Genomic DNA, 24,649 nt, shown 5'->3' on the forward strand with positions numbered 1-24,649 from the left:
TACAGACATTCGGCTTCATCGCAAAGGCCCAAAGGGCCGGAGGTGAGACCTGGTTCGCTGTGACGTGCCACTGACGTCACACCGAGGTTCGGACCATGTCTTCCATCCGCGTCGCGCGCCAGCGCAAATTCCTGCTCGCGACCGCTGCTCTCACATCAATTGCATTCGTCGACATGCCCGCGGCTTTCGCGCAGCAGGTCCGCGATCCGCTACCGCCGGTCGAGGTGACCCCCGCCCAGCCCCGCGGGCCGGCCAAGCCCGCGCGCAGCGAGGGACGGCTTGCGCGCCGTGCCGCGGCGACCAGGCCTGCCGCGGTGCCGGCCTCGCAGAAGCCCGCCGTTCCCACCACGGCGCAGACGCCGCTCAACACCAATGTGGTGGCCGTAAGCGCCTCGCGCCTCGGCCTGACCGTGCGCGAGATCCCGGCGACCGTCGAGGTGATCTCGGCCGAGACCATGCGTGAGCAGGGCTATCGCACCGTGTCGGAGGTCTCCCAGGGCGCGGTCGGCGTCACCTCCGGCGATAATCCGGCCGAGCCGTCGGCCTTCTCGATGCGCGGCTTCACCAACAGCCAGATCAACACGCTCTACAACGGCATCAAGATCGGCCCGCAGAACATGACCTCGCGCATCATGGACACGGCCAATCTGGAGGCCGTGGAATTCGTGAAAGGCCCGGCTTCGGTGATGTCGGGCGAGGGCGCCGCCGGCGGCGCGGTCAATGTCGTCACCAAGCAGCCGCATACTGGACCCGTCCTGAACGAGGCGGATTTTTCCTGGGACTCCCTGAACTCGTTCCGCTCGCATTACGGCTCCGGCGGCAGCACCAATGTCCAGGGCCTCGACTACCGCTTCGACATCAGCCGATCCTCGCTCAACGGCTTTGCCGACGATACCAACACCAGGACGCTCGACGTCTCCGGCCAGCTCAACTACCGCATCTCCGACAGCCTCAAGATCTGGGGCGCGATCGAGTATCGCGAGGACCGCGGAAAAGCCTATTGGGGCGCGCCGCTGGTGCCGATCGCCTTCAGCGGCTCGCACGCGACGAGCGGCATCGTCTCCGGCAATTACATCTCGAACTACAACGGCTCGAATCTCGGGGCGGTCACCATCGACGACCGCACCTTCAACACCAACTACAACGTCCTCGACAACCGCAACGTTGCGCAGGAGGTCTGGCTGCGCGGCGGCTTCGAGCTGAAGCTCGCGCCCGGCCTCACCCTGAAGAGCCAAGCCTACGGCTATGGCGCCGAGCGCACCTGGTTCAACAACGAGGTCGAGGCGTTCAACTCTGGCTCGAACCTGGTCGATCGCGAGCGCTTTTACGTCGCGCATAGCCAGCGGCTGGCCGGTAACATCACCGATCTGACCTGGGATACGAATATCGCAGGTTTCGATAATCGCTTCGTCACAACACTTGCGGTGAGCGATCTCGACTTCGTCCGGCCGGGCGCCGCCAATTTCCCCCACGATCTCGTCACGCTGGTCGATCCCGTGCGCGGCTATTACGGCCTGCTCACGACGCAGCAGCAAACCGCGCGCATCGACAACGAGGCGCTGTCGTTCGAGGACCGGCTGAAGCTCACGCGCAGCTTTGCCCTGGTCGGCGGCCTCCGCGTCGAGCATATCGGGCTCGACCGCAACTCGACCGACGTGAATGGCCTCGAGAAGGCGAACTTCCCGTTCTCGAAATCCTGGGTGCCGGTGACGGGCCGCATCGGCTACACTTGGGACGCTGTTCCAGGCCTCACCTTCTTCAGTCAGTACGCCACCGGCGCGGACGTCTCGGCCAACAATATCTTCCTGCTCGTGCCGACCCAGCCGCTCGATCTGACGACCTCGCGCACCTATGAGACCGGTGTGAAACATTTGTTCTGGGACAACAGGGCGGAGTGGTCGTTCTCGGCCTACGACATCCTGCGCAAGAACGTCTATGCCGCGGCCGGCGGCATGCAGCTCAACATCGCCGGGCGCCAGGAGTCGAAGGGCGTTGAACTCGCGGCGTCGGTCCGCCCGATTGATCCGCTGCGACTGTGGGGCAACATCGCCTATGTCGATGCGCGTTACGCCGATTGCAATTTCGTCGGCGGCTCGTTCTCCGGCAACACCCCGCCGAACGTGCCGCGCATCGTCGCCAATGCGGGAGCGTCCTACCGCTTCTTCACACCCTTGCCGGTCGAGCTCGGAATCGTCGGCCGCCATGTCGGCGACCGCTTCAACACCGATGCAAACGTCGTGACGCTGAAGGCCTACACCGTGGCCGACGTCTATGCCTTCGTCGACATTCCCAGGACGGTGTTCAATGCCGTCGACCAGGCGCGCCTGACCTTCCGCGTGCGCAACATCACCGACAAGCGCTATGCGATCTGGGGCGATCCGTTCTACCCCGATCAGATCCTGCTGGGAGCCCCGCGCACCTACGAGATCTCCGCGGCGTTCAAATGGTGAGCTCCGGCGCATGATGGGTACGATCGTCCTCGTGCATCGCTGGCTCGGTATCGCGTTCTGCCTGCTGTTCGCGATGTGGTTTGCGACGGGGATCGTGATGCACTTCGTTCCGTTTCCGTCGCTGACCGAAGCAGAACGATTTGCAGGCCTCGCGCCGCTCGCTCGCACGCGGGTGACGATCGCGGTTGGCGATGTGGTGACCGCCAGCGGGATCGCGGATGCCGGGCGCGCCCGCTTGATTCAGCGGAGCGATGGTCCGGTATACATCGTCGAGGGTTCGTCGCGGTTGCGCGCCGTCCGCGCCTCCGATGGAACGGATGCGACGGTGACCTCGTCCGATGTCGCGCTCGCCATCGCGCAGGATCACGCCCGCGGGCGCGGGCTCGACGCTACGCGCGCGGCCATCGTCGCGCGCGCGGACTACGATCAATGGAGTGTGCCGAACGGGTTTGATCGCCACCGGCCGTTGTTTCGCGTGGCGCTCGGCGACGCCGCCGGGACGGAGGTCTACGTCTCATCCGGCACCGGCGAAATCGTCCTGGATACGACGCGCAGCGAGCGCGGATGGAATCTTGCCGGCAGTGTCCTGCACTGGATCTATCCGACGGTCCTCCGCAGCAACTGGCCGCTGTGGGATCGTGTGGTCTGGACGCTGTCGCTGTTGGCTCTGATCGCCGCCGTACTCGGCGTGGTGCTCGGGATCGCCCGGATCAAGGTGCCTTATCGCGGATGGCACTCCCTACATCACGTCATCGGCCTTGTAGCGATGGTGTTCCTGCTGACATGGATTTTCAGCGGCTGGCTCTCCATGGATCACGGCCGGCTGTTTTCGCGCGGGCAATTGACCGTTGCCGAAGCCGACGCAGCGACCGCCGCGACGAACTGGACCGCCGCCGCATCGCTCGATCGTGTGCCGCCATCGGCCTTCGCCCGCGAGGTCGAATGGCTCTCCTTCAACGGCAAGCTCTATCGGCGCGACCGGATCGCGCTCGATAAGCAGGTCTTGTTCGGGGCGGACGAAGGCGATCGCGATCGGCCGACCGGATTCCTCGGTGTGCACAAAGTTCAGGAATTTGTCGCCCGCCTTGCCACCGGCTGCAACGCACCGTCAGTCCTTGCGCACAATGACGACTATCCCGCTCAGTCCAGCATGCCCGATGCGTCCGTCTATCGGGTCAGCTGCAATGACGTCTGGTTCGACATCGACGGCGCTGACGGCCGTGTGCTGCAGCGGCTCGATGCGTCGCGACGGGCCTATCGCTGGCTCTACAGCGCGCTGCACACGTTCGACTTTCCGATCCTGATGGCGCATCCGTCGCTGCGCGAGGGCTTGATCGTCGGGCTCTGTGCGCTCGGGTTCCTGTTCTCCATCACTGGCATCGTCATCGGGTGGCGCCGGCTGCGTCGCTCCTTCGCTATTTCGCCGTGACCGTGCGCGCCGAAAGCGTGACGAGGCACATCAGCGCTGCGAGCATCCAGAATGCCAGCGGCAGACCGCCGGCATGGGCGATGAAGCCGATTCCGGCGGGGCCGACGAGAATGCCGGCATACCCGGCGGTGGTGATCGCCGCCACCGCGAGCCCGACCGGCATCGCGGTTTGCGTGGCGGAGCGACGGAACAAGACGGGCACGAGGTTCGATGCGCCAAGGCCGATGAGCAGGAAGCCGGCCATCGCAACCGCCGCGACGGGGGCGAGCAGCAACACCGCAAAACCTGCGACTGCAATCAGGCTTCCCCAGACCAGCGTTGCGCGATCGCCGACGCGCGCCACGACGGCGTCGCCGCCAAGCCGTCCCGCCGTCATTGCGATCGAGAACACGATATAGCCGATGCCGCCTTGGGCCTCGCCGACGAGGCCCGCGCCGATGACGAGCAGCGCGCCCCAGTCGAGGATTGCGCCCTCGACCAGGAAGGTGATGGCCGCCAACAGCGCGAGCAGAAGCACGATACCGTGCGGCAGGACGAATAGCGGCCCCTCCTGCGCCTGCGCCGAACGCAGTAGGCGCGGCCAGGCAAGTCCCATCGCGATCAGCATCAGGACCGAGCAGATCAGTGTGCTCATGAGTGGCCCAAGATGGAATGACAGCAGAGTCGTCATCACGGCCGATCCGGCGAAGCCGCCAATGCTGAAGAGCGCATGAAAGCCGGACATCAGCGGCTGTCCCGCCGCTCGCTCGACTTCGACGGCATGGATGTTCATCGCGACGTCGATGGACCCGAGCGCGGCGCCGAAGGCGAGCAGCACCAGGGCAAGCGTCACGGGCGAGCCAACGATCGCCAGCAGCGGCAACACCACAGCGAGACCAACTCCGCCCGCGATGATGATCGGCTTGCTGCCGTAGCGCGCGCTCAAAATGCCGGTCGCGAGCATCGCGACGACCGAGCCGATGCCGAGGCTGAGCAGCAGCAATCCGAGGATGGCGTCATCGACCGCAAGCCGCTCTTTTGCGAACGGCACCAGCGGCGCCCAGCACGCGATGCCGAAGCCCGCGACCAGAAAGGATAGCCGCGTCGCAAGCCGTGTCGCCGGCCGGTCGGCAGAAGTCATCGATGAAACTCCGGGGGAAGGGAGCGCGCGATCGCGGGCGAGGTGAGGCTTAGATCATCAACCAGGAACGGACACCAGGGTTCCGAAGGCGCAGCGAGTTGACGAATTGTGTCACCGTGACATCGCACCTTACGCCGTCATTGCGAGCGCAGCGAAGCAAGGAACCGCGCCACCGGAAACGACCAGGGTGGCGTGCCATCTCGAGGAGCCACCGCAGGGGGTGGACCGGCCTGATGATCGGTTATTTCCTGTCCATGGCGCGGGCCTGGGCTGCGACGATGAGCACGCCGGCCACAACCAGGACGCCGCCGACCGACTGAACCAGTGACATCGTCTCATCGAGCCCGATATATCCCGATACGACGGTGGCGACAGGCCCCAGCGCACTGATCATCGCCACGCGGCTTGCGCCGATCCGGCGCAGCGCCTCGGCCATCATGAAGATCGGCATCACGGTACTGAAGAGTGCCATGCAGAGGGCTAGCCAGTACACCCGCGCAGGCAGTACCAGCGCACTCATCGGGCGGAGCGCCATGAACTGAACGATGCAATAGGCGCTCGCCGCGGCGGTGGCATAGGCCGTGAAACGTATCGAACCGAGCCTCAAGACAACCTCGCCGCTGCCGACGAGATACACCGAGAAGGTCGCCGCGCTCAGCATGACAAGTAGTACCCCGAGCCAAAAATTGTCGCTCGTCTTGTCGAGCTGCCCCGACAGGACGAGCGCGACGCCGGCATAGGTGATGGCCAGCGCGATGAGCTCGCGCCGGGTGATCGGCTTCCGGAGGAAGACCGCCGAGATCACCACAACGATGGTCGGGTACATGAACAGGATCAGCCGGCCGACCCCCGCGGCGATGTATTGCAGCCCGATCATGTCGAGGAAGCTCGACAGATAGTAGCCGACGAAGCCGAGGGCGGCGAGCGCCAGGCCGTCGCGCGCGGTGATCGGCGGAAGCTTCTGGCCGCCTGGCGGACCTCGATACAGGGCAAGCGCGACAATGAAGAAGGGCAGGGAGAAGATCATCCGCAGGGCAAGGAGCGTGACGGGATCGCTCATGTCCTCATAGGCGAGCTTCACGAAGATCGCGCGAAGCGAGAACGCAATGGCGGCGGTGGCCGCCAGCAATACGCCGACGATGTTGTGCGTCCTGGACACGCTTGCGACGGGAGGTTTCGGCGCTGGTCCGGGCGGCTGGGGGATTGCGTGCTGATCTCCTTCGGAGATTTCGGCCATAGTCCGTCTCACCGACTTTGCGGGTCGTGACAGAGATGATGAGCGCTGCAGCCGAAAAGCGCCAATTTCATTTCGGCAAGGCCCCCTTCGCGTTCGACGAAGCTCCACTCCAGCAGGACAGAATCTGCGATATCGACGATCACCGTTGGTTTGACGACGGCTTGGATGGTCTTTTCGACCTTGACCCGGGAGCCGTTGATCAGGCTTACTTAAGGTAGTGAAAGCCAACCGCCCCGCTAAGGGCGGTGCGGCCGGGATCGGTTCGCGGGTCTCGGGCAAGTCTAAAGAACGGACACGTTCCCGCGGATCGACAGATGCGGCAATTCAATCATCTCATCCGGCGCATCGACCTGACCTCGCTTCAGCTCTTCGTCGCCGTGTGCGAGGAGGGTACGCTGACGCGGGCGGCGTCACGGGAGAACATTGCTCTGAGCGCGGTGAGCAAGCGCCTGGGGGAGCTCGAGGAGGCGCTCGGCACCGATCTCTTCATCCGGCACCCGAAGGGGATGATGCTGGCACCGGCCGGAGAATCCTTGCTGCACCACGCGCGAGCGATGCTGGGCAGCGTCGAGAAGATGGGAGCTCGATGAGTACCGCATGGGCATCAGGGGACACATCCGGATGCTGGCCAATGTCTCGGCCACGGTCGAATTCCTTCCCGACGACCTGCCGGCCTTTTTCTCGATGCACAATCTGGTCAAGATTCATCTTGAGGAGAGGCTGAGCGCCGGTGTCGTCAAGGGTGTCGAGGAGGGATACGCGGAGATCGGCATCTGCGTCTCCACGACCGACAGTCGCGACCTCATGACCCATCCTTATCGCAGCGACCGGCTCGCACTGGCGGTGCCGCAGGACCATCCATTGGCCGGGCGGACATCGATCGATTTCGTCGAGAGCCTGGATTTCGACCATATCGGCTTCCACGCGGACAGCTCCATCTTCACCGTCTCGCGTGCGGCCGCCGCCCGGGCCGGGAAGGCGGTCAATCTGCGGATCAACGTGCCGAGCTTTGATGCCATCTGTCGCATGGTGCAGTGTGGCCTCGGCGTCGGACTAATCCCGGACCGGGCGTTCGAGGTGCTCGCCTCCGGAATGGGCATCAAGGCGATCCCGCTCAGAGACGACTGGGCTCGCCGGAACTTGAAGATCGTGACGCGCGATCCCGCCGGGCTCTCGACGGTAACCAGGATGCTGGTCGAGCACCTGGTGCAATCCGGTCATCGCATCGACGAGGCCGTGCCGGCGATTGCGGCTTCGGCGTCAGCGTCCGGTCACCGCGAGCGCGGATGACCCCGACACTTCGAGATTGAGCGTCTGGTGGCTCAGCCCTGGCGGCGCAGGAAGCCCGTGATCGTGACCTTTTCCCAAATGCCCGCGGCGGCGAAGGGATCGGCACGGTTGAAGGTTTCGACCTCGGCGCGGCCGGGGGCCTCGATCAGGAACAGGCTGCCGATCATGGTCTGGCCGTCGTCGGAGACGAGGGGACCCGACATCACGATCTTGACGCCGAAGCGCGAGGTGTCGCTCAGAAAGGCCTTGTGGGCATCGTAGTTGGAAAGCCGGGTCGGCAAGGCGCCGGCGCGGTCGAGAGCATGAATTGCGAACAGCATGATGTCTCCTGTCTTGAGGGCGGCCGCGCGAACGGCCGCCCCGAGCTTTGTGATTGGCCGTCTATTTGCCGCCGAGCTTGCCGGCTTCCTCGAAGGTCGGGCAGCTCCGCTGCTCCAGCGGGACGTCGAACGGCTTGTAATTGTCCTTGGTGATGACAGTCGGCTTCAGCACGATCTCGTTGATGACCGGCTGGTCGCGCAGGGAACGGATCGCCATCATGGTGCCGAGGCAGCCCTGCGCAAAGCCGTTATAGTCGCCGCTGGCGAGCAGCTTGCCCGACTTGATGGCGTCGATCGCTTCCTTGGTGCCGTTGATGCCGATCACCTGTGCCTTGCGATTGGCGCCGTCGAGCGCCTCGATCGCGCCGACCGCCATGGCGTCGTTGGCGGCGAGCACACCGTCGATCTGCGAATTCGACTGCATCAGGTTCTCCATGACCTGGAGCGCCTGGAGCCGCTGGTAGTTGCCGGGCTGCGAGGCCAAGAGCTTGGCGCCCGGAGCCTCCTTGATGGCGTCGTTGAAGCCGCGGACGCGGTCGACATTGGTCAGCGAGCCCTTGACGCCCTCGATGATGACGATGTTGCCCTTGCCGCCGAGCGTCTTCAGCAGATAGCGCGCGGTCTCGAGGCCGAGGCTGTAATCGTCGGCGCCGATGAAGGAGACGAACTTGCCGCCGGCGGAGCGGTCGGTGATGTTGACCACGGGGATCTTTGCGTCGTTGATCTTCTCGACGCCCGGCACCATCGCCTTGTAGTCGACGGGGATGAACACGATCGAGCTCGGCTTCTTGACGACGACGTCCTCGATCTGACTGAGCTGCTCGGGGATCGAGTCCGGCTTGGTCGGGATGTAGTGCAGCGTCTTGGCGTTCATCGCCTTCGCCGCGACGTCCGCGCCGATCCGCACGGTCTGGAAGTACGGGTTGGTCTGGTTCTTGGTGAAGACGGCGATGGTCTCGCCGTCGGCGCGGGCCTGCGTGGTGCACGCGGCCGCTAACAGAATCGGAAGTGCCAGGTAGCCCAGTCTATTTTGTCTCATGTCGTCTCCATCCCTCATTTTGCTTTGTTGGATTCTCGAGAAATCATTGCGCGCGGCGGCGGGTCTTCATGTCCAGCCAGACCGCGAGAATGACGATGATTCCGGTCACGAGCGGCTGCCAGTTGGCGCTGACCGACAACAGGTTCATGCCGTTCAGCACCAAGGTCAGGATCAGCGCGCCGACAAAGGTGCCGAACACGGTGCCGACGCCGCCGAACAGCGAGGTGCCGCCGATCAGCACGGCCGCGATCGCCGGCAGCGTCAGGCTCTCGCCGATATCGGCCTCGGCCGAATTGAGCCGCGACAGGAAGATGATCGAAGCGAGCCCCGCCATGGTACCGGAGACCGCGTAGACCAGCAGCAGGCGGCGTGCGACCGGAATGCCGGAGAGCCGGGCCGCGACCGGATTGGCGCCGATCGCATAGATCTCCTGGCCCCAGATCGTGCGCTGCGCGAACAGCGTGCCGATCGCGAGGAAGACGACGAGCAGATAGACCGGGATCGGCAGGCCGAACAGATAGCCGCTGCCGATCTGGCGGAAGCCCGCAGGGAAGCCGTGAATGGTGTCGCCGGCCATGTACCAATAGGTGAGGCCGTTCAGCACCCAGAGCATGCCATAGGTGGCGATGAAGGAAGGAATACGCAGCGCCGTCACCATGATGCCGTTAAGCAGGCCAACGACGCCGCCGGCGACCAGCGCGGTAAGAATGCCGAGAGCGGGCGAGCCGGTCTGATGGATCACGGTGCCGGCGAGGCAGGCGGACAGCGCGACATTGGCGCCGACGGAGAGATCGAGGCCGGCGGTCAACACCACCAGCGTCAGCCCCGAGGCGATGAAGAAGGTCAGGCTCGCCTGGCGCAGCACGTTGAGGATGTTGCCGAGGCTCAGGAAGGAATCGCTGAGCACGGCAAGCACTGCGCAGATCAAGAACGCGGCGAGCAGACGATAAAACAGCTGGATCGCATCCTGCGACAGGAAGGAGCGGGGCGGCGCGATGGCCTCTTTGGCGATGTCGCTCATGCCCGGCTCCGAAGCCCGTCGAGGAACAGCGCGACGATGACGAGGACGCCGACGCTTGCGACCTGCACCGAGGACGGCAGCGAGATCAGGTTCAGTCCGTTGCGCAGCACGCCCACCGCGATGACGCCGAGCACGGTGCCGAGCAGCCAGCCATTGCCGCGCTCGAACGAGGTGCCGCCGACCGCGACGGCCGCGATGGCGTCGAATTCGAGGCCGAGTCCCGCGGTGGGATGGCCGGAATTCATGCGTGCGGTCATCAGCAGGCCGGCAACGCCGGCCATGGTGCCGCCGAGCGCGTAAACCGCGATCAGGAGTCGGTTCGGCGAGAGGCCGGCATAGCGCAGGGCCTCGCGATTGCCGCCGAGGGCAAAGATGTAGGTGCCGAAACGCGTATGATAGAGCAAAGCGTGGAAGGCCGCATAAGTGACGAGCGCCATCACGATCGGGACGGGCACGCCCAGAAGCGTCGCGGAATAGATGTCACGCACGCTGTGGGGGATACCGACCACGCTTTGGCCGTCGCTGACGATCAGCGACAGGCCTTGGGCCATGCCGAGCGTGCCAAGCGTCGCGACGAACGGCGGAATGCCGAGGATTGCGACCAGCCAGCCGTTGACGGTGCCGAAGGCTGCGCCGACCAGCAGGCCGGCGCAGAGCCCGAGCAGCATCGATTTGGTCGCGAGCGACACGATCGCGACGCAGAGCGAGGTCAGCGTCAGCACCGCGCCCATCGACAGGTCAAGCCCCTCGGTCATGATGATCAGCGTCATCGGCAGCGCGAGCATGGTCAGGATCGTCGACTGCACCAGCACATTGGAGAGGTTGGCGACCGAAAGGAAGCCGGGCGCGAGCACGCCGAACAGCGCGATCAGGACGATCAGCACGATCGCGACGCCGGGAATGCGCTGCAGCGGATTGGGTTGTGACGCGACCGCGGCCTCACGCATGATGCATCCCCAGCCGCACGATGTTTTCCTCCGTCAGCTCATTGCGCGCAAGATGCCCGGCGATGCGGCCCTCGCGCATCACATAGGCGCGATCGCAGACATGGCAGATCTCGACCTGCTCGGACGAGATCATCAGCGCCGCCGCGCCTTCGGCGACCAGGCGATCGATCAGCGCGAAGATCTCGGACTTGGCGCCGATGTCGATGCCGCGTGTCGGCTCGTCGAAGATGAAGAGCTTTGCGCCGGCGGCCAGCCATTTGCCGATCACGACCTTCTGCTGGTTGCCGCCGGACAGCAGTCCCACGGTCTGCCGCGCGCTGGGCGTCGCGATGCGGAGCTGCCGGATCAGGCCGTCGGACGTACGCAGGGCGCTGCGCTGGTCGAACAGCCCGCTCGGAAAGAGCTTTCGCAGCGCCGAGACGACGAGATTGTCGCCGACGGAGCGGAGCAGCGCGAGTCCTTCGCTCTTGCGGCTCTCCGGGATCAGGGCGATGCCGCTGCGTGCCGCGATGTCGGGCTCTCCGGAGATGGCCTTGCCGTCGAAGATGATCTCGCCGGACGTCACGGGATCCGCGCCGAAGATGGCGCGCGCGACCTCGCTGCGCCCGGAGCCGACGAGGCCACACAGGCCGACGATCTCGCCCCGGCGGACCTCGATGTTGATGTCGGAAATGCCGTTCGGCGAGGTCAGGTCCTTGACCCTGAGCAGCACCTCGCCGGGCTTGTCGGCAAAGTTGCGCGGATAGGTCATGTCGACATTGCGGCCGACCATCATCCGGACGAGCTGGTCCGGCGTGACGTCGGCGGGGCGCACGCCGTCGATGCGGCGGCCGTCGCGCAGCACCGTGATGCGGTCGCCGAGCGCGAACACCTCGGCCATGCGGTGCGAGATGTAGACGATGGACACGCCATCGGCCTTCAGCCGCGCGATCAGCGCGAACAGGAGCTCGGTCTCGCGATCGGACAGCGCCGCGGTCGGCTCGTCCATGACCAGGATGCGCGCATTCTGGCTGATCGCTTTCGCGATCTCGACCATCTGCTGCTGCGCAACGCCGAGCCTGTCGACGGTGATGGAGGGATCAATGTCGAAGCCGATCGTGTCGAGCACGCGCCTGGCGTCGGCCAATATCCTGCGGCGGTCGATCGTGCCGGGAATACGCCCCTCCGGCTCGCGGCCGAGGAAGATGTTTTGGGCGATATCGAGATGGGGGACGAGCGAGAATTCCTGGAAGATCACGGCAATGCCGAGCTTCTGCGCGTCGGCGGTCGAGCTGATCGCGACCTTTTCACCCTTGTGGTAGAACTCGCCGGCGTCGGCGCGATAGGCGCCGCACAGCACCTTCATCAGGCTCGACTTGCCGGCGCCGTTCTCGCCGAGCAGCATATGGACTTCGCCGGGGAAGACGGCAAAGGACACGTCGTCCAGCGCCTTGACGCCGGGAAAGTCCTTGCTGATGCCGCGCAGCTCGAGCAGCGGCGTCGGCGAAGGAGTCTGAATGGGCAATGCCGCGGTGCTCATCCCCGCGCTCCGCTTGCGAAGATCTTTCCGGGATTCATCAGGCCGTTCGGATCGAGTGCCTGCTTGATCGACCGCATCACATCGACGGCCTCGCCGAGCTCGTCGGCGAGATAATCGATCTTGCCGAGCCCGATGCCGTGCTCGCCGGTGCAGGTGCCATCCATGGCAATGGCGCGGGCGACCATGCGCGCCTGCAGCGCCTTGGCGCCTTCTGCCTCCTCCGGCTTTGCGGGATCGATCAGGATCAGCATGTGGAAATTGCCGTCGCCGACATGGCCGACGATCGGAGCCGCAAAGCCGTGCTCGTCGGCGTCCCGTCGCGTCTCGGTCAGGCATTCCGCCAGCCGCGAGATCGGTACGCAGACATCGGTGATCACGGCGCGCGCGCCGGGCCTCAAGCCCAGGCCCGCATAGAGCGTGTCGTCGCGGGCGTGCCAGAGCCGGCTGCGGTCTTCCGGTGCTTTCGCCCAGGCAAACCCATGACCGCCATGGTCGGCGGCGATCGCCTGCGCCGCCTCGGCCTGCTCGGCGACCGAGGTCTCGGAGCCATGGAATTCGAAGAACAGGGTCGAGGCTTCGCGATAGCCGAGCTTTGCGTAGGCATTGATGCCCCGCATCATGACGTCATCGAGCAACTCGATGCGCGCCACGGGAATGGCGGACTGGATCGCGGAGATCGCCGTGTCGACGGCGTCGTGCAGCGTATCGAAGCTGCAGACCGCGGCCGAAATCGCCTGCGGCAGGGGATGGAGTTTGAGCGTGATCTCGGTGATGACCCCGAGCGTGCCTTCCGCGCCGACGAACATCCGGGTCAGATCGTAGCCGGCGGCCGATTTGCGCGCGCGCTGCGCTGTGCGGATCACGCGGCCGTCGGCCAGAACCACCTCCAGCGCCATGACATTGTCCTTCATGGTGCCGTAACGCACCGCCATGGTGCCCGAGGCGCGGGTCGATGTCATGCCGCCGATCGAAGCGTCGGCGCCGGGATCGATCGGGAAGAACAGGCCGGTGCTGCGCAGCTCCGCATTGAGCTGCTTTCGCGTGATGCCGGGCTGCACGACGACGTCCATGTCGCTCTCATGCACCGCCAGCACCTTGTTCATGCGCGCGAAGTCGAGACAGACGCCGCCTGCGATCGATGCCGCGTTGCCTTCAAGCGAGGTTCCGGCGCCATAGGGCACGATCGGCATGCCCGCGCCGGCGCACATTTTGACGATCTCGGCGATCTCGTGCGTCGTCTCCGGGAACACGACGATATCGGGCGGCAGGTTGCGATAATGGGATTCGCTCTGCCCATGCTGATCGAGCACGCCGCGCGCGACACTCGCGCGCGGACCGATCATTCCCGCGAGGCGATCGGCCAAAGCTGCCGTGCTAACCCGTGGTCCCATCCTTGCTCCCTGTCTGCCTCCGGCGCCGGACTCTTGTGGGTCCGTTGCGTTATCGTCCGGCTTAAGCGGCTTGTGCGTTGCTCGCAACCTGCTTCAGGCCGAAATCGTAGTTGAGGTGAAAATACTCACTGTCCACCATGCGACCATCCGGCGCACGGCCGGCCGGGTTGCGGACGAAGTCGCGGATCAGGCTGTCCTTGACGCCGAACACCACGTCAGAGTCGAGATACCGATCGCCGGCGACGAACACATGCGTCACGAGCTGTTCGAAGCCGGGCGCGGAAATCATGAAATGGACATGCGCCGGACGCCAGGGATGGCGGCCCTGCGCCTCCAGCATCTCGCCGACCGGGCCGTCATGCGGAACCGGATAGGCGGCCGGCTTGATCGACCAGAAATGGAAGCGGCCGTTGGCATCGGTGTGGAAGCGTGCGCGCATGGCGAGATCGCCGCCGATGTCGTCGAGCTGCTGCACGTCGTAATAGCCGTCATCGTCGGAATGCCAGACGTCGACAGTGGCGCCCGCGAGCGGCTGTCCGTCGACGGTCGAGACGGAGCCCGTGACCAGCATCGGGTCGCCCTCCATGGGGCCCGAGATATCCGCGCCGCTGTCCTTCTGCGGCGCAGCCTGGACGAAGAACGGCCCGAGCACCGTGGTCTCGGTTGCGCCTTCCGGCATCGAATGGTTGATCGCATCGACCAGCATGGAGACGCCGAGCGTGTCCGACAGCAGGATGAACTCCTGGCGCTTGTCGTCGCACATGTGACCGGTGCGGGTCAGGAAATCGATGCCGTATTCCCATTCCTTCTGAGTCGGGCGGACCTCACGGACGAAGGCATGAAGATGGCGCACCAGCGCTTCGCTGACCTGTTTGATGCGTGGATCGCTTGCGTCCTTGATCCGCTCCAGCACCGCGTCCGTGATCGTGTTCTCGTTGAAGTTACGCATATGTGGCTCCGTGGATCAGAGTTTGGGCTCGCCGAGGCCGGACAGCCGCTCGAGATGCTTGACGGTCGCGATGAAGTCAGTCTCAGCGTCGCCCTGCGCGACTAGCGAGCCATAGGTCTCGCGCACCTGGGCCGCGAGCTGCAGCGGCACGCCGACGGCGTGGCCGGCGCCGAGGATGAGGTCGAGATCCTTGGCCATCTGCTTGCAGGAGAAAGTGGACTCGAAATCGCGGGTCCGGAGCGGCGCGGTCTTATACTTGACCATGGGGGAGGCGACCGCGCTGTCGTCGAGCACCTTGAGAATGTCCTGCCAGGCGATGCCGCCCTTGCGCGCCAGCGCAAGGCTCTCGGCCATCATGGCGGCCGACACCGCAATCATCAGATTGACCGCGAGCTTTGCGTAGCGCGCCTCTTCGCCGGGCCCGAGATAAGTCTGGGCGCGGGTGAACGAGGCGAACAAAGGCTTGGTGCTCTCGAAGGCGTCCTTGGGGCCGGAAACAAAGCAGGTCAGCGCGCCGGTGTGAACGATGCTGGCGTTGCCGGAGACCGGCGCGCGCAGATAGAGAACGCCGCGCGCCTGCGCGGCAGCGTCGACTTCGGCGGATGCCTCGGCGCTCACGGTGCTGGTCTCGATCAGCACGACGCCAGGCGCCATCGCGCCGATGAGGCCGGTCGGGCCGAGCAACACGGCGCGCAGGGCCGCGTCATCGGGCAGGGACGTGACGACTGCGGCTTTGCCGTTCACGGCTCCGGCGAGCGAAGCGGCGGTCGAAATGCCTTGTGCGCGTGCTTCGTTGAGCCGCGCCGCGCTCTGGTCGAAGGCGGTCACGGCGTACCCGGCCTTGGCAACGAGCACCGACATCGGCAGACCCATCTTGCCGATCCCGATAAAAGCTACAGTCTTCGAAGCGTCTGTCATTGTTGTTGTCCGTTGCGCCTTCAGGCGGCGCGTCCCTGTCGTTCGATGTCCTGCACCAGCCGCTGGCCCGATTGCGCGAGCAGCTCTTTCTTCGTCTCCAGCCCTTCAACCAGCAGACGCCCGTTCCGTTTCTTCCAGGTGCCGCCGATCATGACGGCCTCGATGTTGGCGAGGCTCGTCTGCATCACGACGGTGGAAACGGGATCGTGCACCGGGAAGAGGTTGAGATCGGAGGCGTTGATGATGACGAGGTCGGCGAGCTTTCCTGGCGTCAGCGAGCCGATCTGATCCTCGCGGCCAAGCATCCGCGCGCCCTCAGTCGTGATCCAGCGCAGTGCCTCGCGCGCTGGAATCGTGGTCGTTGCCGGAATGGTGCCGCTGGCCTTGCGCGTCTCTGCGTTATCGAGTGCCCGCTGCATCGACAGCGCGACTCGCGCGGCGGAGAGGAGATCGCCGGCCAGCACGGATTCCAGATCGATGCCGATCGTCGGGCGCACGCCGCGCTTCAGCAGCCGTCCGGTGATCGGGAAGCCGTGGCCCTGGATCATCTCGTTTTCAGGCGTCACCGAGAAGGACACGCCGAGACCGACCAGACGATCGAGGAGATCGTCGGGCAGATCGTTGCCGTGAACGATGTTGACGCCGGCGCCGACAAGGCCGGCCTCGATCAGCTTCTCCCAGCCGCCGGGCGTCTTCGCCGGACCGCCGCCCTGGTGCATCGATGCGATCAGCTTGAGCTCGCGCGCCAGGCGGAAATCGTGCACGGCAACGTCTAGCGTCGAATAATGCGGACCGAGAATGGCCAGCCCCAGCGTGACGAGGCCGTCGCGATCGGCGAGGGGACCTGCGAGCAGCCGCTCGACCTCGCGGCGTGGGTGCGGGATCTCGGAGAAGTGCGGCTCGCCCGGTTTTGGCTCGGGCTTCGGCGAGCCGTGGAAGAATGCGGCGCGAATGCCGCTCTCGATCAGGCCGCGGACAGCGGCGTCGGTATGGTCAGGCGTCGGATTGTTGTGGCACCAGTCGACCAGCGTCGTGGCGCCGCAATTGATCTGGTTCAGCGCGCCGACCAGCGTTGCGATGTAGATGTCCTCGGGCCGGAACACGGTTGCGAGGCCGGCATGCATGCGTCGGAAATATTCGAGCAGCGTCCAGTTCGCGGCATAGCCGCGGAGCGCTGTCTGCCAGGTGTGCATATGCGCGTTGATGAGGCCGGGGATGAGGATGCGGCCCGTGCCGTCGACGATCTCGATGTCGGCTGCGCCGCCGCCGACATCGATCGATGGACGCACGTCAAGGATACGGTTGCCCTCGACCAGCACATCGCCGGTGCGGAGGTCGCCAATCGCATCATCCATGCTGATGACAACAGCGGATTTGATCAGCGTGCGTGTCATCGGATCAAGCCGCCGCCTTGGCCGGGCCCGGCGGCTCTCCGGCCCAGGCGCGCGCGATCAGGTCGCGGATGGCGTTGCGCTCGAGCGGGCGCGGATTCCAGTAGGCGTTGGTGACGGCGAGATCGGCCGCCTTGTCGATGCCGCTCTCGGGCATGCCGACGTCGCGCAGCGCAAGCTTTGCATTCAGCCGCTTCGCAAGATCGTACAGACCCCGCGATGCATCGGCAGCGCCGATCGCGCGCGAGATGCGCGCCATCGCATCGGGCACGGCGGGCGCGTTGAAGGCCAGCGCATGCGGCAGCACGATGGTGTGGGTCTCGGCGTGCGGCAGATCGAAGGTGCCGCCGAGCGTATGGCAGAGTTTGTGATGCAACGCCATGCCGACGGTGCCCAGACAAACACCGCACAGCCAGGCGCCATAGAGTGCCTCGGTGCGGGCCTCGTGGTCATCGCTTTTCGCGGCAATGGCAGGCAGGGCGCGGGCCAATGCGCGAATGCCTTCCTCCGCCATCAGCGACGTGACGGGATTGGTGTCGCGGGCGTAAAGCGCTTCCACCGCATGCGCGATCGCATTGATGCCGGAGGTCGCGGCCAGGCTCGCCGGCAGCGTCAGGGTGAGATCGACATCGTAGATCACGGTCTCCGGCAGCACGGCGGCGTCGCGCACCGTGGTCTTCAGGCCGTTCTCGGTCTGGCCGACAATCGGCGTCATCTCCGAGCCGGCATAGGTGGTGGGAATGCAGAGCTGGTTGACGCCGGTGCGCAAGGCCAGTGCCTTGCCAAGACCGGTGGTCGATCCGCCGCCGAGCGACACGACGCAGTCGGCATCGCACGCCTTCATCGCCGCGAGCGCCTGCACGGTGACCTCGACCGGCGTATGCATGGTGGCGCCGGGGAATAGTCCTGCGTAGAGCGGGCCGAGCGCCGTGCCCAAGCTCTTGCCTTGTGTCTCCTGCTGCGGCGTCGTCAGCACCAGCGCGCGCTTGCCGCCGAGCCGTTCGACTTCGGCTTTGGCCGCAGCAAGCGTGCCGCTGCCGAACACGACGCGGCAGGGGAGGTTATCAAAGGTGAACGAACCGATCATGCGCCGGTCTCTATGATGGGATAATCGACCTGGAAGCGTCCAGTCCGCAAGTCGCCCAGCGCCTCGCGCACGCGCAGATGTTCCGGATGGGTGGCATAGGCAGCAAGCGCGGCCTGATTGGCGAATTCGGAAAACAGGACCACGTCGCAGGCATAATCGACATCGCTGACGTCGAGGCCGACCTCGATGTGGGTGAGGCCGTCGATCCGGCCCTTGAGGCCCTCGAACAGGGTTTTGACCTTGAGTCGGGCGGCGGAGCGCTCCTCGGGGGTCTCCCCACGCAGCCGCCACATCACGATGTGCCTGATCGGGCCCGACATTTCCTGATTTCCTCGCCTGCTGTCTTGCTTGTCTTGAGGCCATTTTGGCTTGCAGGATGCGGAAATAAAGGCCAATATTTGTAAGTCTCTTTTTCTATAAGTGAAAAAATGGACCGCTTGCTGCAATTGGAGGTCTTCTCCAAGACGGCCGAGCTCGGCAGCCTGTCCAAAGCTGCCGAGGCGCTGCGCATGTCGAATGCGGCGGCCAGCCGCTACCTCAGTGCGCTGGAGGAGCGCCTTGCAGTCCGGCTGATCGAGCGCAACACCCGCCGATTGTGGTTGACGGAGGCGGGACAGGAACTGCTCGAGCGTTGCGGTCCGGTTCTGAATGAATTGGCGGAAGCCGAGGACATCGTCAGCGATCGTGCCTTGTCGCCTCAGGGCACGTTGCGGGTTACGAGCTCGCTCTCCTTTGCTGTGATCTATCTGGCCCCGATGCTGCCGGCGTTTCGCGCGCGTTACCCAAAACTCAATCTGCAGATCACGACCGCGAACCGGTATCCGGATTTCATCGAGGCGGGTATCGATGTGGCTATCCGGACCCGCGAGCACGAACCGGATTCGAACATCGTCGTCCGCCGTATCGGCCAGATGCGCCGCGTGCTGGCGGCCGCGCCGTCATATCTCGCAAGCTGCGGCAAGCCGGAGCAGCCCGCCGATCTCGCGCGGCACAACATGCTCGTCTACAACCTCGCCAACGATCCCTATTCGCTGCGTCTGCGGAAGGGTAATGGCGCGCAGACCGTCCGTATCACGCCGACGCTCGACAGCAATGACGGCCAGGTCATCCGCGGCGCGGCGCTGGCAGGCCTCGGCATTCTCATCCAGCCGCTCTACATCGTGCAGAGCGACATCGCGGCGGGCCGTCTCGTCCCGGTGCTGATGGAGTGGGAGCTGCCTCTGCTCACCATGAACATCGCCTATCAGAACCGCGCCGGGCTGCCCGCCAAGATCAGGGTCTTTTCGGACTTCCTGGTGAGTTACATCCGCGAGCATTCGGAGCCGGGGATCTGGATCGACACGACGAAGTGAGCGATACACACGCTCGAGCTCTGACTGCTTCCGAGAAGGCGCACATCCATTGAAAGCAAGGACATCCGGGACCGCGTGGCGACATGCCAACATTGGCCGCCTGCTCAACAATGCAGTGCGGCGCTTCGAAGGTCGCGTGCTCGAATTGATGAGCGACAGGGGACACGACGAAACGCGCATCGCGCATGTCAGCCTCACCCGCAATCTCGATGTGGAGGGGACAAGGCTCACGGAGCTCGCCCGCCGCGCATCCATGAGCAAGCAGGCGATGGGCGAGCTGGTCGATCAATGCGCTGAGCTCGGCCTCGTCGATCGCATTGCCGATCCGACTGATCGGCGCGCCCGCATCGTCACATTTACGCCGGCCGGGCTCAAATGGCTCGACGCGTTTCGCGATGCCGTCGATGTCGCCGAGCAGGAGATGCGCGCCGACCTCGGCAAGGCCACGATGGACGCGATCCTGAAGGGGTTGGCGGTCTATGGCGCGAAGTTCGACACGCTCGATGATGTGAATTAGTCAGGCTACTTGACGATATCGTCAGGCTACCTTACCATGCAAGATAATGCTGGTAGGGAGAAGCGTCTTGGAGACACGTCTGACGGCCTCGGTGCTCATCGTGGGCGGGGGGCCATGCGGGTTGATGCTGGCCAACGAGCTCGGCCGCCGCGGCGTGTCCGCGATCCTCATCGATGAAAAGCCTGGCACGGCCTTCAATCCGCAGGCCAATGCGACGCAGGCGCGCTCGATGGAGCATTATCGGCGGCTGGGTTTCGCCGACGAGATCAGGCGGGAAGGCCTACCCGCCGACTATCCGACCGACGTCGCGTACTTCACCCGCTACACCGGCTATGAGCTGGCGCGGTTTCAATTGCCGTCATCGTCACGCGCGGGCGAGCTCATCAAGGGCTTGTCCGGCTCCTGGAGCGCCGCCGAGCTGCCGCACCGCGTCTCGCAGAAATATGTCGAGGCGGTGCTGCGCCGGCATGCCGAACGGCTTCCTGGAATCCAGCTCAACTATGGCCATCGTCTGATCAACTACGTCGAAAGCGATGAGGGCATCGTCGGCGAAATCGAGTGTCTCGATGACGGTCGCCGCTTTGAAGTTCGAGCCGACTACATGGTCGGCGCCGACGGGCCGCGTTCGCAGGTCCGGCAATCGCTCGGGATCGTCTATGGCGGCGAGACCGGAACGCAGCGCGATTTCATGGGCGGACGGATGCTGGCCGTCTATCTCCGTTCGCCTGATTTCTACGCGAGCATCCCGCACGCCAAGGCGTGGATGTACAACTGCTTCAACGGTGACCGCCGCGCCTTCATGGCGTCCGTGAATGGCCGCGACGAATTCGCGTTCCACACGCAGCTGCGGCCGGGCGAGGACGAGAGCGCGATCACGATCAACGAGGCCAAGGCCGCGTTCCAGCGCGCATGCGGTGCGCCGATCGAATGCGAGGTGCTCTCGTTCCTGACCTGGACCGCGGGTCACGCGCTGGTCGCGAATGGAATGCAGCGGGGCAGGGTCTTCCTCGGCGGCGACGCGGCGCATCTGTTCACGCCAACGGGGGGCCTCGGTTACAACACCGCGATCGAGGATGCGGTCAATCTCGGCTGGAAGCTCGCAAGCGTCGTCAAGGGCGTGAGCCCGGCTGCGCTGCTCGACAGCTACGAGGTCGAGCGTCGTCCGGTCGCGCTCCGCAACACCGATTACGCGCGCCGCTTCGCCGACTCGCTCGGTCTGTTCGCGCCCGCGACCGAGATCGAGGACGCCACGGAAGCCGGCCGCGAGGCGAGGCGAACCGCCGGCATCTATCTCGAACAGCACGCCCGCGCCGAGTTCAACATTCCCGGCGTCACCTTCGGTGGCCGCTACGACGCCTCGCCGATCATCGTCTCCGACGGCAGCCAGCCGCCGCCCGACGCTGCAAATGTCTACGTTCCCAGCGCCTGTCCCGGCGGCCGCGCGCCTCACGCGTGGCTGGAGGACGGCGTGTCCTTGTACGACCTGTTCGGGTTCGAGTGGACACTGCTCCAGTTCGGCGAGGTCGCGTCCGCTCACGCTCCGCTTGCTGAAGCCGTCAGGACGATTGGCGTCGAGGTGAAACTCGTCGCGCTGCCGAAATCCTTGCGCGATCTCTATGAGGCCGACCTCGCTCTCATACGTCCCGACCAGATCGTGGCCTGGCGCGGTAGCGCATCGCAGGCGGGGACGCTCGGGCGCGTTCTTGCCCGCGCGCTCGGGCATAGTGCGAGCAGCGGCGCACGTCTGGCAAGCTGATCGATTCCCGCCGCCGCGTCCGACCTGCGGCCGTGTGGGCACTAACAACAAAACGACAATGACACCGGAGGAGGACACAGTGACGACAGGAACACTCGGGGGCTACGGCGATCGTGCGGCCACTGTTGCCGGCGGCGAGCAGACCGCAAGCAGCCGCCGGCGCATTCTGATCGCCGGCACGATCGGCACCGCGATCGAATGGTACGATTTCTTCATCTACGGCCTGATCGCGCCGCTGGTGTTCGATCAGCTGTTCTTCCCGAAGTTCGATCAGCTCACGGCGACCATCGCGGTCTTCGCGACGTTTGCCGTCGGATTCCTGGCGCGCCCGCTCGGCGGGATCGTGTTCGGACATTTCGGCGATCGCCTCGGTCGCAAATCCGTCCTGTTGTGCACGCTGCTCACGATGGGACTTGCGACCATGTCGATCGGGCTGTTGCCGACCTACGCCAGCGTGGGCCTGATCGCGACGATCGCGCTCGTTCTGCTGCGCTTCCTTCAGGGCTTTGCGCTCGGCGGCGAGTCGACCGCGGCGATCCTGATGGCGATCGAAACGGCGCCCGGTCACCGGCGCGGCTTCTCTGCTGCCGTGATCCAGGCCGCAGGGCCCGTTGGCGTGGTGCTCGCCTCGTTTGCCGCGCTCGCGATCTCGCGGCTGCCGGAGGCGGAGCTGCTGTCATGGGGCTGGCGCGTTCCGTTCCTGATCAGCGCGGTGCTGGTCGCGCTCGGCGTCTACATGCGCCTGCGCATCGAGGAGAGCGCGACGTTCCGCGCGGCGGAGGTGGCTGAAGCAGTACCTGCCGTCGAGGCGGTGAGGGGGCATTGGCGACCGATCCTCATCGTGTTCTTTGCCGAGATGGCGCAAACATCCTATTTCTATTTGACCGCCATCTTCACCATCTCCTTCGCAACGCGCCAGCTCGGCGTCCAGAAGGACGTGATCACGCAGGCCGTGCTGTTCGCCAATCTCGTGGGCCTCGTTGCGATGCCGCTCATCGGCGCGTGGTCCGACCGGATCGGACGGAAACGGCTGTTCCTCGCCGGCGTCATGCTCGCAAGCTTCTCGATGTTTGCGTTCTACGGTGCTGTCGCAAGCCGTGACACGATGCTGGTGACGGCTGCGGTGATCCTGGCCGCGGGCGTGATCCATCCTTTGATGTTCGGCACTGAAGGAAGCTATTTCCCGGAGCTGTTTCCGACCCGCATCCGTTTCACCGGCGTGTCGATCGGAAAGCAGCTCGGGACGGTGCTCGGCGGTGGCATCGCGCCGCTCGTCGCCACCAGCCTGTTTGCGCAGACGGGCTCCACCTACGCCATCACCGGATATTACCTCGCCCTCGCGGTCGCGGCGGTGATCGCGCTCGGTTTCGCGCGCGAAACCAGCAAATCGCGGCTGCTCGGCTAGGTCCAGCGCCAACACAAGGGAGGTTCTCATGGACGTCAATCTTCTGATCAACGGGCGGGATCAGGCCGCTTCCGGCGGCAAGGTGTTCGAGCGGCGCAATCCGCTGTCACAAGAGGTCGCGAGCCGCGCGGCGGCCGCGACAGTGTCGGACGCCGATGCCGCAGTGGCGGCGGCCTCCGCCGCGCTGGCGCAGTGGTCGGGACTTGGCCCGAATGCGAGGCGCGGTCTGCTGCTCAAGGCGGCCGATGCGCTCGACGCCAAGCGCGACGCCTTCATCCGGATCATGATGGCCGAGATCGGCACCACAGAGGTCTGGTCGGCCTTCAACGTGAAGCTCGCGACCGGCATGCTGCGCGAGGCGGCCTCGCTGACGACGCAGGTCGCCGGCGAGGTGATCCCGTCCGACAAGCCGGGATGCCTCGCGATGTCCGTTCGTCAGCCGGCCGGCGTGTGCCTTGGCATAGCGCCTTGGAACGCCCCGATCATTCTCGGCGTTCGCGCAGTGGCGACGCCGCTGGCCTGCGGCAACACGGTGGTGCTCAAGGCGTCCGAGATCTGTCCTGGAACGCACCGACTGATCGGAGACGTGTTCAGGGATGCCGGCTTCCCGCCGGGTGTCGTGAATGTCGTGACCAATGCGCCGGCGGATGCGCCGGCCGTGGTCGAGCGCCTCATCGCCAATCCCGCCGTCAGGCGGATCAACTTCACCGGCTCGACCCGCGTCGGCCGCGTCATCGCCGAACTCGCCGGACGCCACCTCAAGCCGGTCCTGCTCGAGCTCGGTGGCAAGGCGCCGCTCGTCGTGCTCGATGATGCCGACCTCGATGCCGCGGTCGCAGCCGTGGCGTTCGGCGCCTTCATCAACCAGGGCCAGGTCTGCATGTCGACGGAGCGCGTGATCGTCGATGAGAGCGTGGCCGATCGCTTTGTCGAAAAGCTCGCCAAGAAGGCGGGCGCGCTTCCGGCGGGCGACCCGCGCTCCGGTCCGGTCGTCGTCGGCTCGATGATCGACGAGGCCCCGGCCAAGCATGTCGTTGCCCTGATCGAGGACGCGATCGGCAAGGGCGCCGCCAAGCTCGCGGGCGGAGAGCGCGCCGGCACGGTCGTTCCGGCAACGGTTCTCGATCGCGTCGTGCCCGGCATGCGCATTTACACCGAAGAGAGTTTTGGCCCCGTCGTCTCGGTGATCCGCGCGCGTGGCGTGGATGATGCGGTGCGTCTTGCCAACGACACCGAGTACGGTCTCTCGGCCGCGGTGTTCGGCAAGGATGTCGCGCGTGCGCTGACGGTCGCGCAGCGCATCGAAAGCGGCATTTGCCATGTCAATGGACCGACCGTGCATGACGAGGCGCAGATGCCGTTCGGCGGCATGAAGGGATCTGGCTACGGCCGCTTCGGCGGCCAGGCCGGGATCGCCGAATTCACCGATCTGCGCTGGATCACGATCGAGACGCAGCCCCAGCACTACCCCTTCTGATCGCGCCACGACACGGCGAAGCATGCCAGGAAAT

23 protein-coding genes are annotated in these 24,649 nt (G+C 65.2%); 10 read left to right on the forward strand and 13 right to left on the reverse strand.

Going from position 1 to position 24,649, the window contains the following annotated elements; translation table 11 throughout:
• Positions 1 to 95 precede the first annotated feature (95 nt).
• Together K289_RS51845 and K289_RS0133260 are read left to right on the forward strand one after the other, a co-directional pair.
• Positions 96 to 2,450 carry a TonB-dependent siderophore receptor gene (locus tag K289_RS51845; RefSeq protein WP_027555414.1) on the forward strand — a complete coding sequence of 785 codons (2,355 nt, stop codon included), beginning with the start codon at positions 96 to 98 and terminating at the stop codon, positions 2,448 to 2,450.
• A 10-nt stretch (positions 2,451 to 2,460) separates the two neighbouring features.
• Positions 2,461 to 3,879: a PepSY domain-containing protein gene (locus tag K289_RS0133260; protein ID WP_027555415.1), complete on the forward strand. Its 1,419-nt coding sequence runs from the start codon at positions 2,461 to 2,463 to the stop codon at positions 3,877 to 3,879.
• On the opposite strand, the gene K289_RS0133265 is transcribed toward K289_RS0133260, so the two are convergent.
• Together K289_RS0133265 and K289_RS45985 are read right to left on the reverse strand one after the other, a co-directional pair.
• Entirely contained in the window at positions 3,866 to 4,999 is a 1,134-nt protein-coding gene (locus K289_RS0133265; protein WP_027555416.1) for an MFS transporter, read from the reverse strand. The two genes, K289_RS0133260 and K289_RS0133265, sit on opposite strands and share 14 nt — an antisense overlap.
• Positions 5,000 to 5,240: 241 nt before the next feature.
• Positions 5,241 to 6,158 (reverse strand): DMT family transporter, encoded by a 918-nt coding sequence (locus K289_RS45985; protein WP_035686729.1) that lies wholly within the window; start codon positions 6,156 to 6,158, stop codon positions 5,241 to 5,243.
• Positions 6,159 to 6,274: 116 nt separating this feature from the next.
• Here K289_RS45985 and K289_RS0133275 point away from each other — a divergent pair, with 116 nt between their 5' ends.
• The 3 genes from K289_RS0133275 to K289_RS45990 all read left to right on the forward strand — a co-directional run bounded on the left by K289_RS0133275 (position 6,275) and on the right by K289_RS45990 (position 7,526).
• Complete coding sequence (locus K289_RS0133275; protein ID WP_156918326.1) at positions 6,275 to 6,454, forward strand: hypothetical protein; 180 nt, start codon at positions 6,275 to 6,277, stop codon at positions 6,452 to 6,454.
• A gap of 96 nt (positions 6,455 to 6,550) precedes the next feature.
• Positions 6,551 to 6,826 (forward strand): LysR family transcriptional regulator, encoded by a 276-nt coding sequence (locus K289_RS53160; protein WP_371260885.1) that lies wholly within the window; start codon positions 6,551 to 6,553, stop codon positions 6,824 to 6,826.
• A gap of 7 nt (positions 6,827 to 6,833) precedes the next feature.
• Positions 6,834 to 7,526, forward strand: coding sequence for a LysR substrate-binding domain-containing protein (locus tag K289_RS45990; RefSeq protein ID WP_371260886.1), 693 nt, complete (start codon positions 6,834 to 6,836; stop codon positions 7,524 to 7,526).
• Positions 7,527 to 7,558: 32 nt separating this feature from the next.
• On the opposite strand, the gene K289_RS0133285 is transcribed toward K289_RS45990, so the two are convergent.
• From K289_RS0133285 to K289_RS0133335, 11 genes are all read right to left on the reverse strand, one after another.
• Complete coding sequence (locus K289_RS0133285) at positions 7,559 to 7,846, reverse strand: YciI family protein (RefSeq protein ID WP_027555418.1); 288 nt, start codon at positions 7,844 to 7,846, stop codon at positions 7,559 to 7,561.
• A gap of 61 nt (positions 7,847 to 7,907) precedes the next feature.
• Positions 7,908 to 8,885 (reverse strand): sugar ABC transporter substrate-binding protein, encoded by a 978-nt coding sequence (locus K289_RS0133290; RefSeq protein WP_027555419.1) that lies wholly within the window; start codon positions 8,883 to 8,885, stop codon positions 7,908 to 7,910.
• Positions 8,886 to 8,928: 43 nt separating this feature from the next.
• Complete coding sequence (locus tag K289_RS0133295) at positions 8,929 to 9,906, reverse strand: ABC transporter permease (RefSeq protein ID WP_027555420.1); 978 nt, start codon at positions 9,904 to 9,906, stop codon at positions 8,929 to 8,931.
• A complete protein-coding gene (locus K289_RS0133300) occupies positions 9,903 to 10,853 on the reverse strand; it encodes an ABC transporter permease (protein WP_027555421.1) in 951 nt (316 codons plus the stop codon). The genes K289_RS0133295 and K289_RS0133300 overlap by 4 nt, the downstream gene beginning before the upstream one ends.
• Entirely contained in the window at positions 10,846 to 12,372 is a 1,527-nt protein-coding gene (locus tag K289_RS0133305) for a sugar ABC transporter ATP-binding protein (RefSeq protein ID WP_027555422.1), read from the reverse strand. Before K289_RS0133305 ends, K289_RS0133300 begins: the two co-directional genes overlap by 8 nt.
• On the reverse strand, positions 12,369 to 13,763 hold the full coding sequence (locus K289_RS0133310; RefSeq protein ID WP_027555423.1) for an FAD-linked oxidase C-terminal domain-containing protein: 1,395 nt from the start codon (positions 13,761 to 13,763) through the stop codon (positions 12,369 to 12,371). Before K289_RS0133310 ends, K289_RS0133305 begins: the two co-directional genes overlap by 4 nt.
• Before the next feature lie 61 nt (positions 13,764 to 13,824).
• Positions 13,825 to 14,712, reverse strand: a complete 888-nt coding sequence (locus K289_RS0133315; RefSeq protein ID WP_027555424.1) for an intradiol ring-cleavage dioxygenase — start codon at positions 14,710 to 14,712, stop codon at positions 13,825 to 13,827.
• 15 nt (positions 14,713 to 14,727) lie between these two features.
• Positions 14,728 to 15,630, reverse strand: a complete 903-nt coding sequence (locus K289_RS0133320; protein WP_027555425.1) for an NAD(P)-dependent oxidoreductase — start codon at positions 15,628 to 15,630, stop codon at positions 14,728 to 14,730.
• A gap of 20 nt (positions 15,631 to 15,650) precedes the next feature.
• Positions 15,651 to 17,024, reverse strand: a complete 1,374-nt coding sequence (locus K289_RS0133325; RefSeq protein ID WP_027555426.1) for an amidohydrolase family protein — start codon at positions 17,022 to 17,024, stop codon at positions 15,651 to 15,653.
• 4 nt (positions 17,025 to 17,028) lie between these two features.
• Positions 17,029 to 18,108, reverse strand: coding sequence for a maleylacetate reductase (locus K289_RS0133330; RefSeq protein WP_027555427.1), 1,080 nt, complete (start codon positions 18,106 to 18,108; stop codon positions 17,029 to 17,031).
• On the reverse strand, positions 18,105 to 18,428 hold the full coding sequence (locus K289_RS0133335) for a Dabb family protein (RefSeq protein ID WP_027555428.1): 324 nt from the start codon (positions 18,426 to 18,428) through the stop codon (positions 18,105 to 18,107). The genes K289_RS0133330 and K289_RS0133335 overlap by 4 nt, the downstream gene beginning before the upstream one ends.
• Before the next feature lie 108 nt (positions 18,429 to 18,536).
• Between K289_RS0133335 and K289_RS0133340 the strand changes: the two genes are divergently transcribed.
• The 5 genes from K289_RS0133340 to K289_RS0133360 all read left to right on the forward strand — a co-directional run bounded on the left by K289_RS0133340 (position 18,537) and on the right by K289_RS0133360 (position 24,615).
• A complete protein-coding gene (locus K289_RS0133340; RefSeq protein WP_027555429.1) occupies positions 18,537 to 19,460 on the forward strand; it encodes a LysR family transcriptional regulator in 924 nt (307 codons plus the stop codon).
• Positions 19,461 to 19,509: 49 nt separating this feature from the next.
• Positions 19,510 to 19,977 carry a MarR family winged helix-turn-helix transcriptional regulator gene (locus tag K289_RS0133345; protein ID WP_027555430.1) on the forward strand — a complete coding sequence of 156 codons (468 nt, stop codon included), beginning with the start codon at positions 19,510 to 19,512 and terminating at the stop codon, positions 19,975 to 19,977.
• 46 nt (positions 19,978 to 20,023) lie between these two features.
• A complete protein-coding gene (locus K289_RS0133350) occupies positions 20,024 to 21,733 on the forward strand; it encodes an FAD-dependent oxidoreductase (RefSeq protein WP_027555431.1) in 1,710 nt (569 codons plus the stop codon).
• A gap of 79 nt (positions 21,734 to 21,812) precedes the next feature.
• Positions 21,813 to 23,138: an MFS transporter gene (locus K289_RS0133355; RefSeq protein WP_027555432.1), complete on the forward strand. Its 1,326-nt coding sequence runs from the start codon at positions 21,813 to 21,815 to the stop codon at positions 23,136 to 23,138.
• Between the two features lie 28 nt (positions 23,139 to 23,166).
• Positions 23,167 to 24,615 carry an aldehyde dehydrogenase gene (locus K289_RS0133360; RefSeq protein WP_027555433.1) on the forward strand — a complete coding sequence of 483 codons (1,449 nt, stop codon included), beginning with the start codon at positions 23,167 to 23,169 and terminating at the stop codon, positions 24,613 to 24,615.
• Positions 24,616 to 24,649 lie beyond the last annotated feature (34 nt).

Origin of the sequence: Bradyrhizobium sp. Cp5.3, assembly GCF_000426265.1 — a bacterium.
Lineage (GTDB): Bacteria > Pseudomonadota > Alphaproteobacteria > Rhizobiales > Xanthobacteraceae > Bradyrhizobium > Bradyrhizobium neotropicale.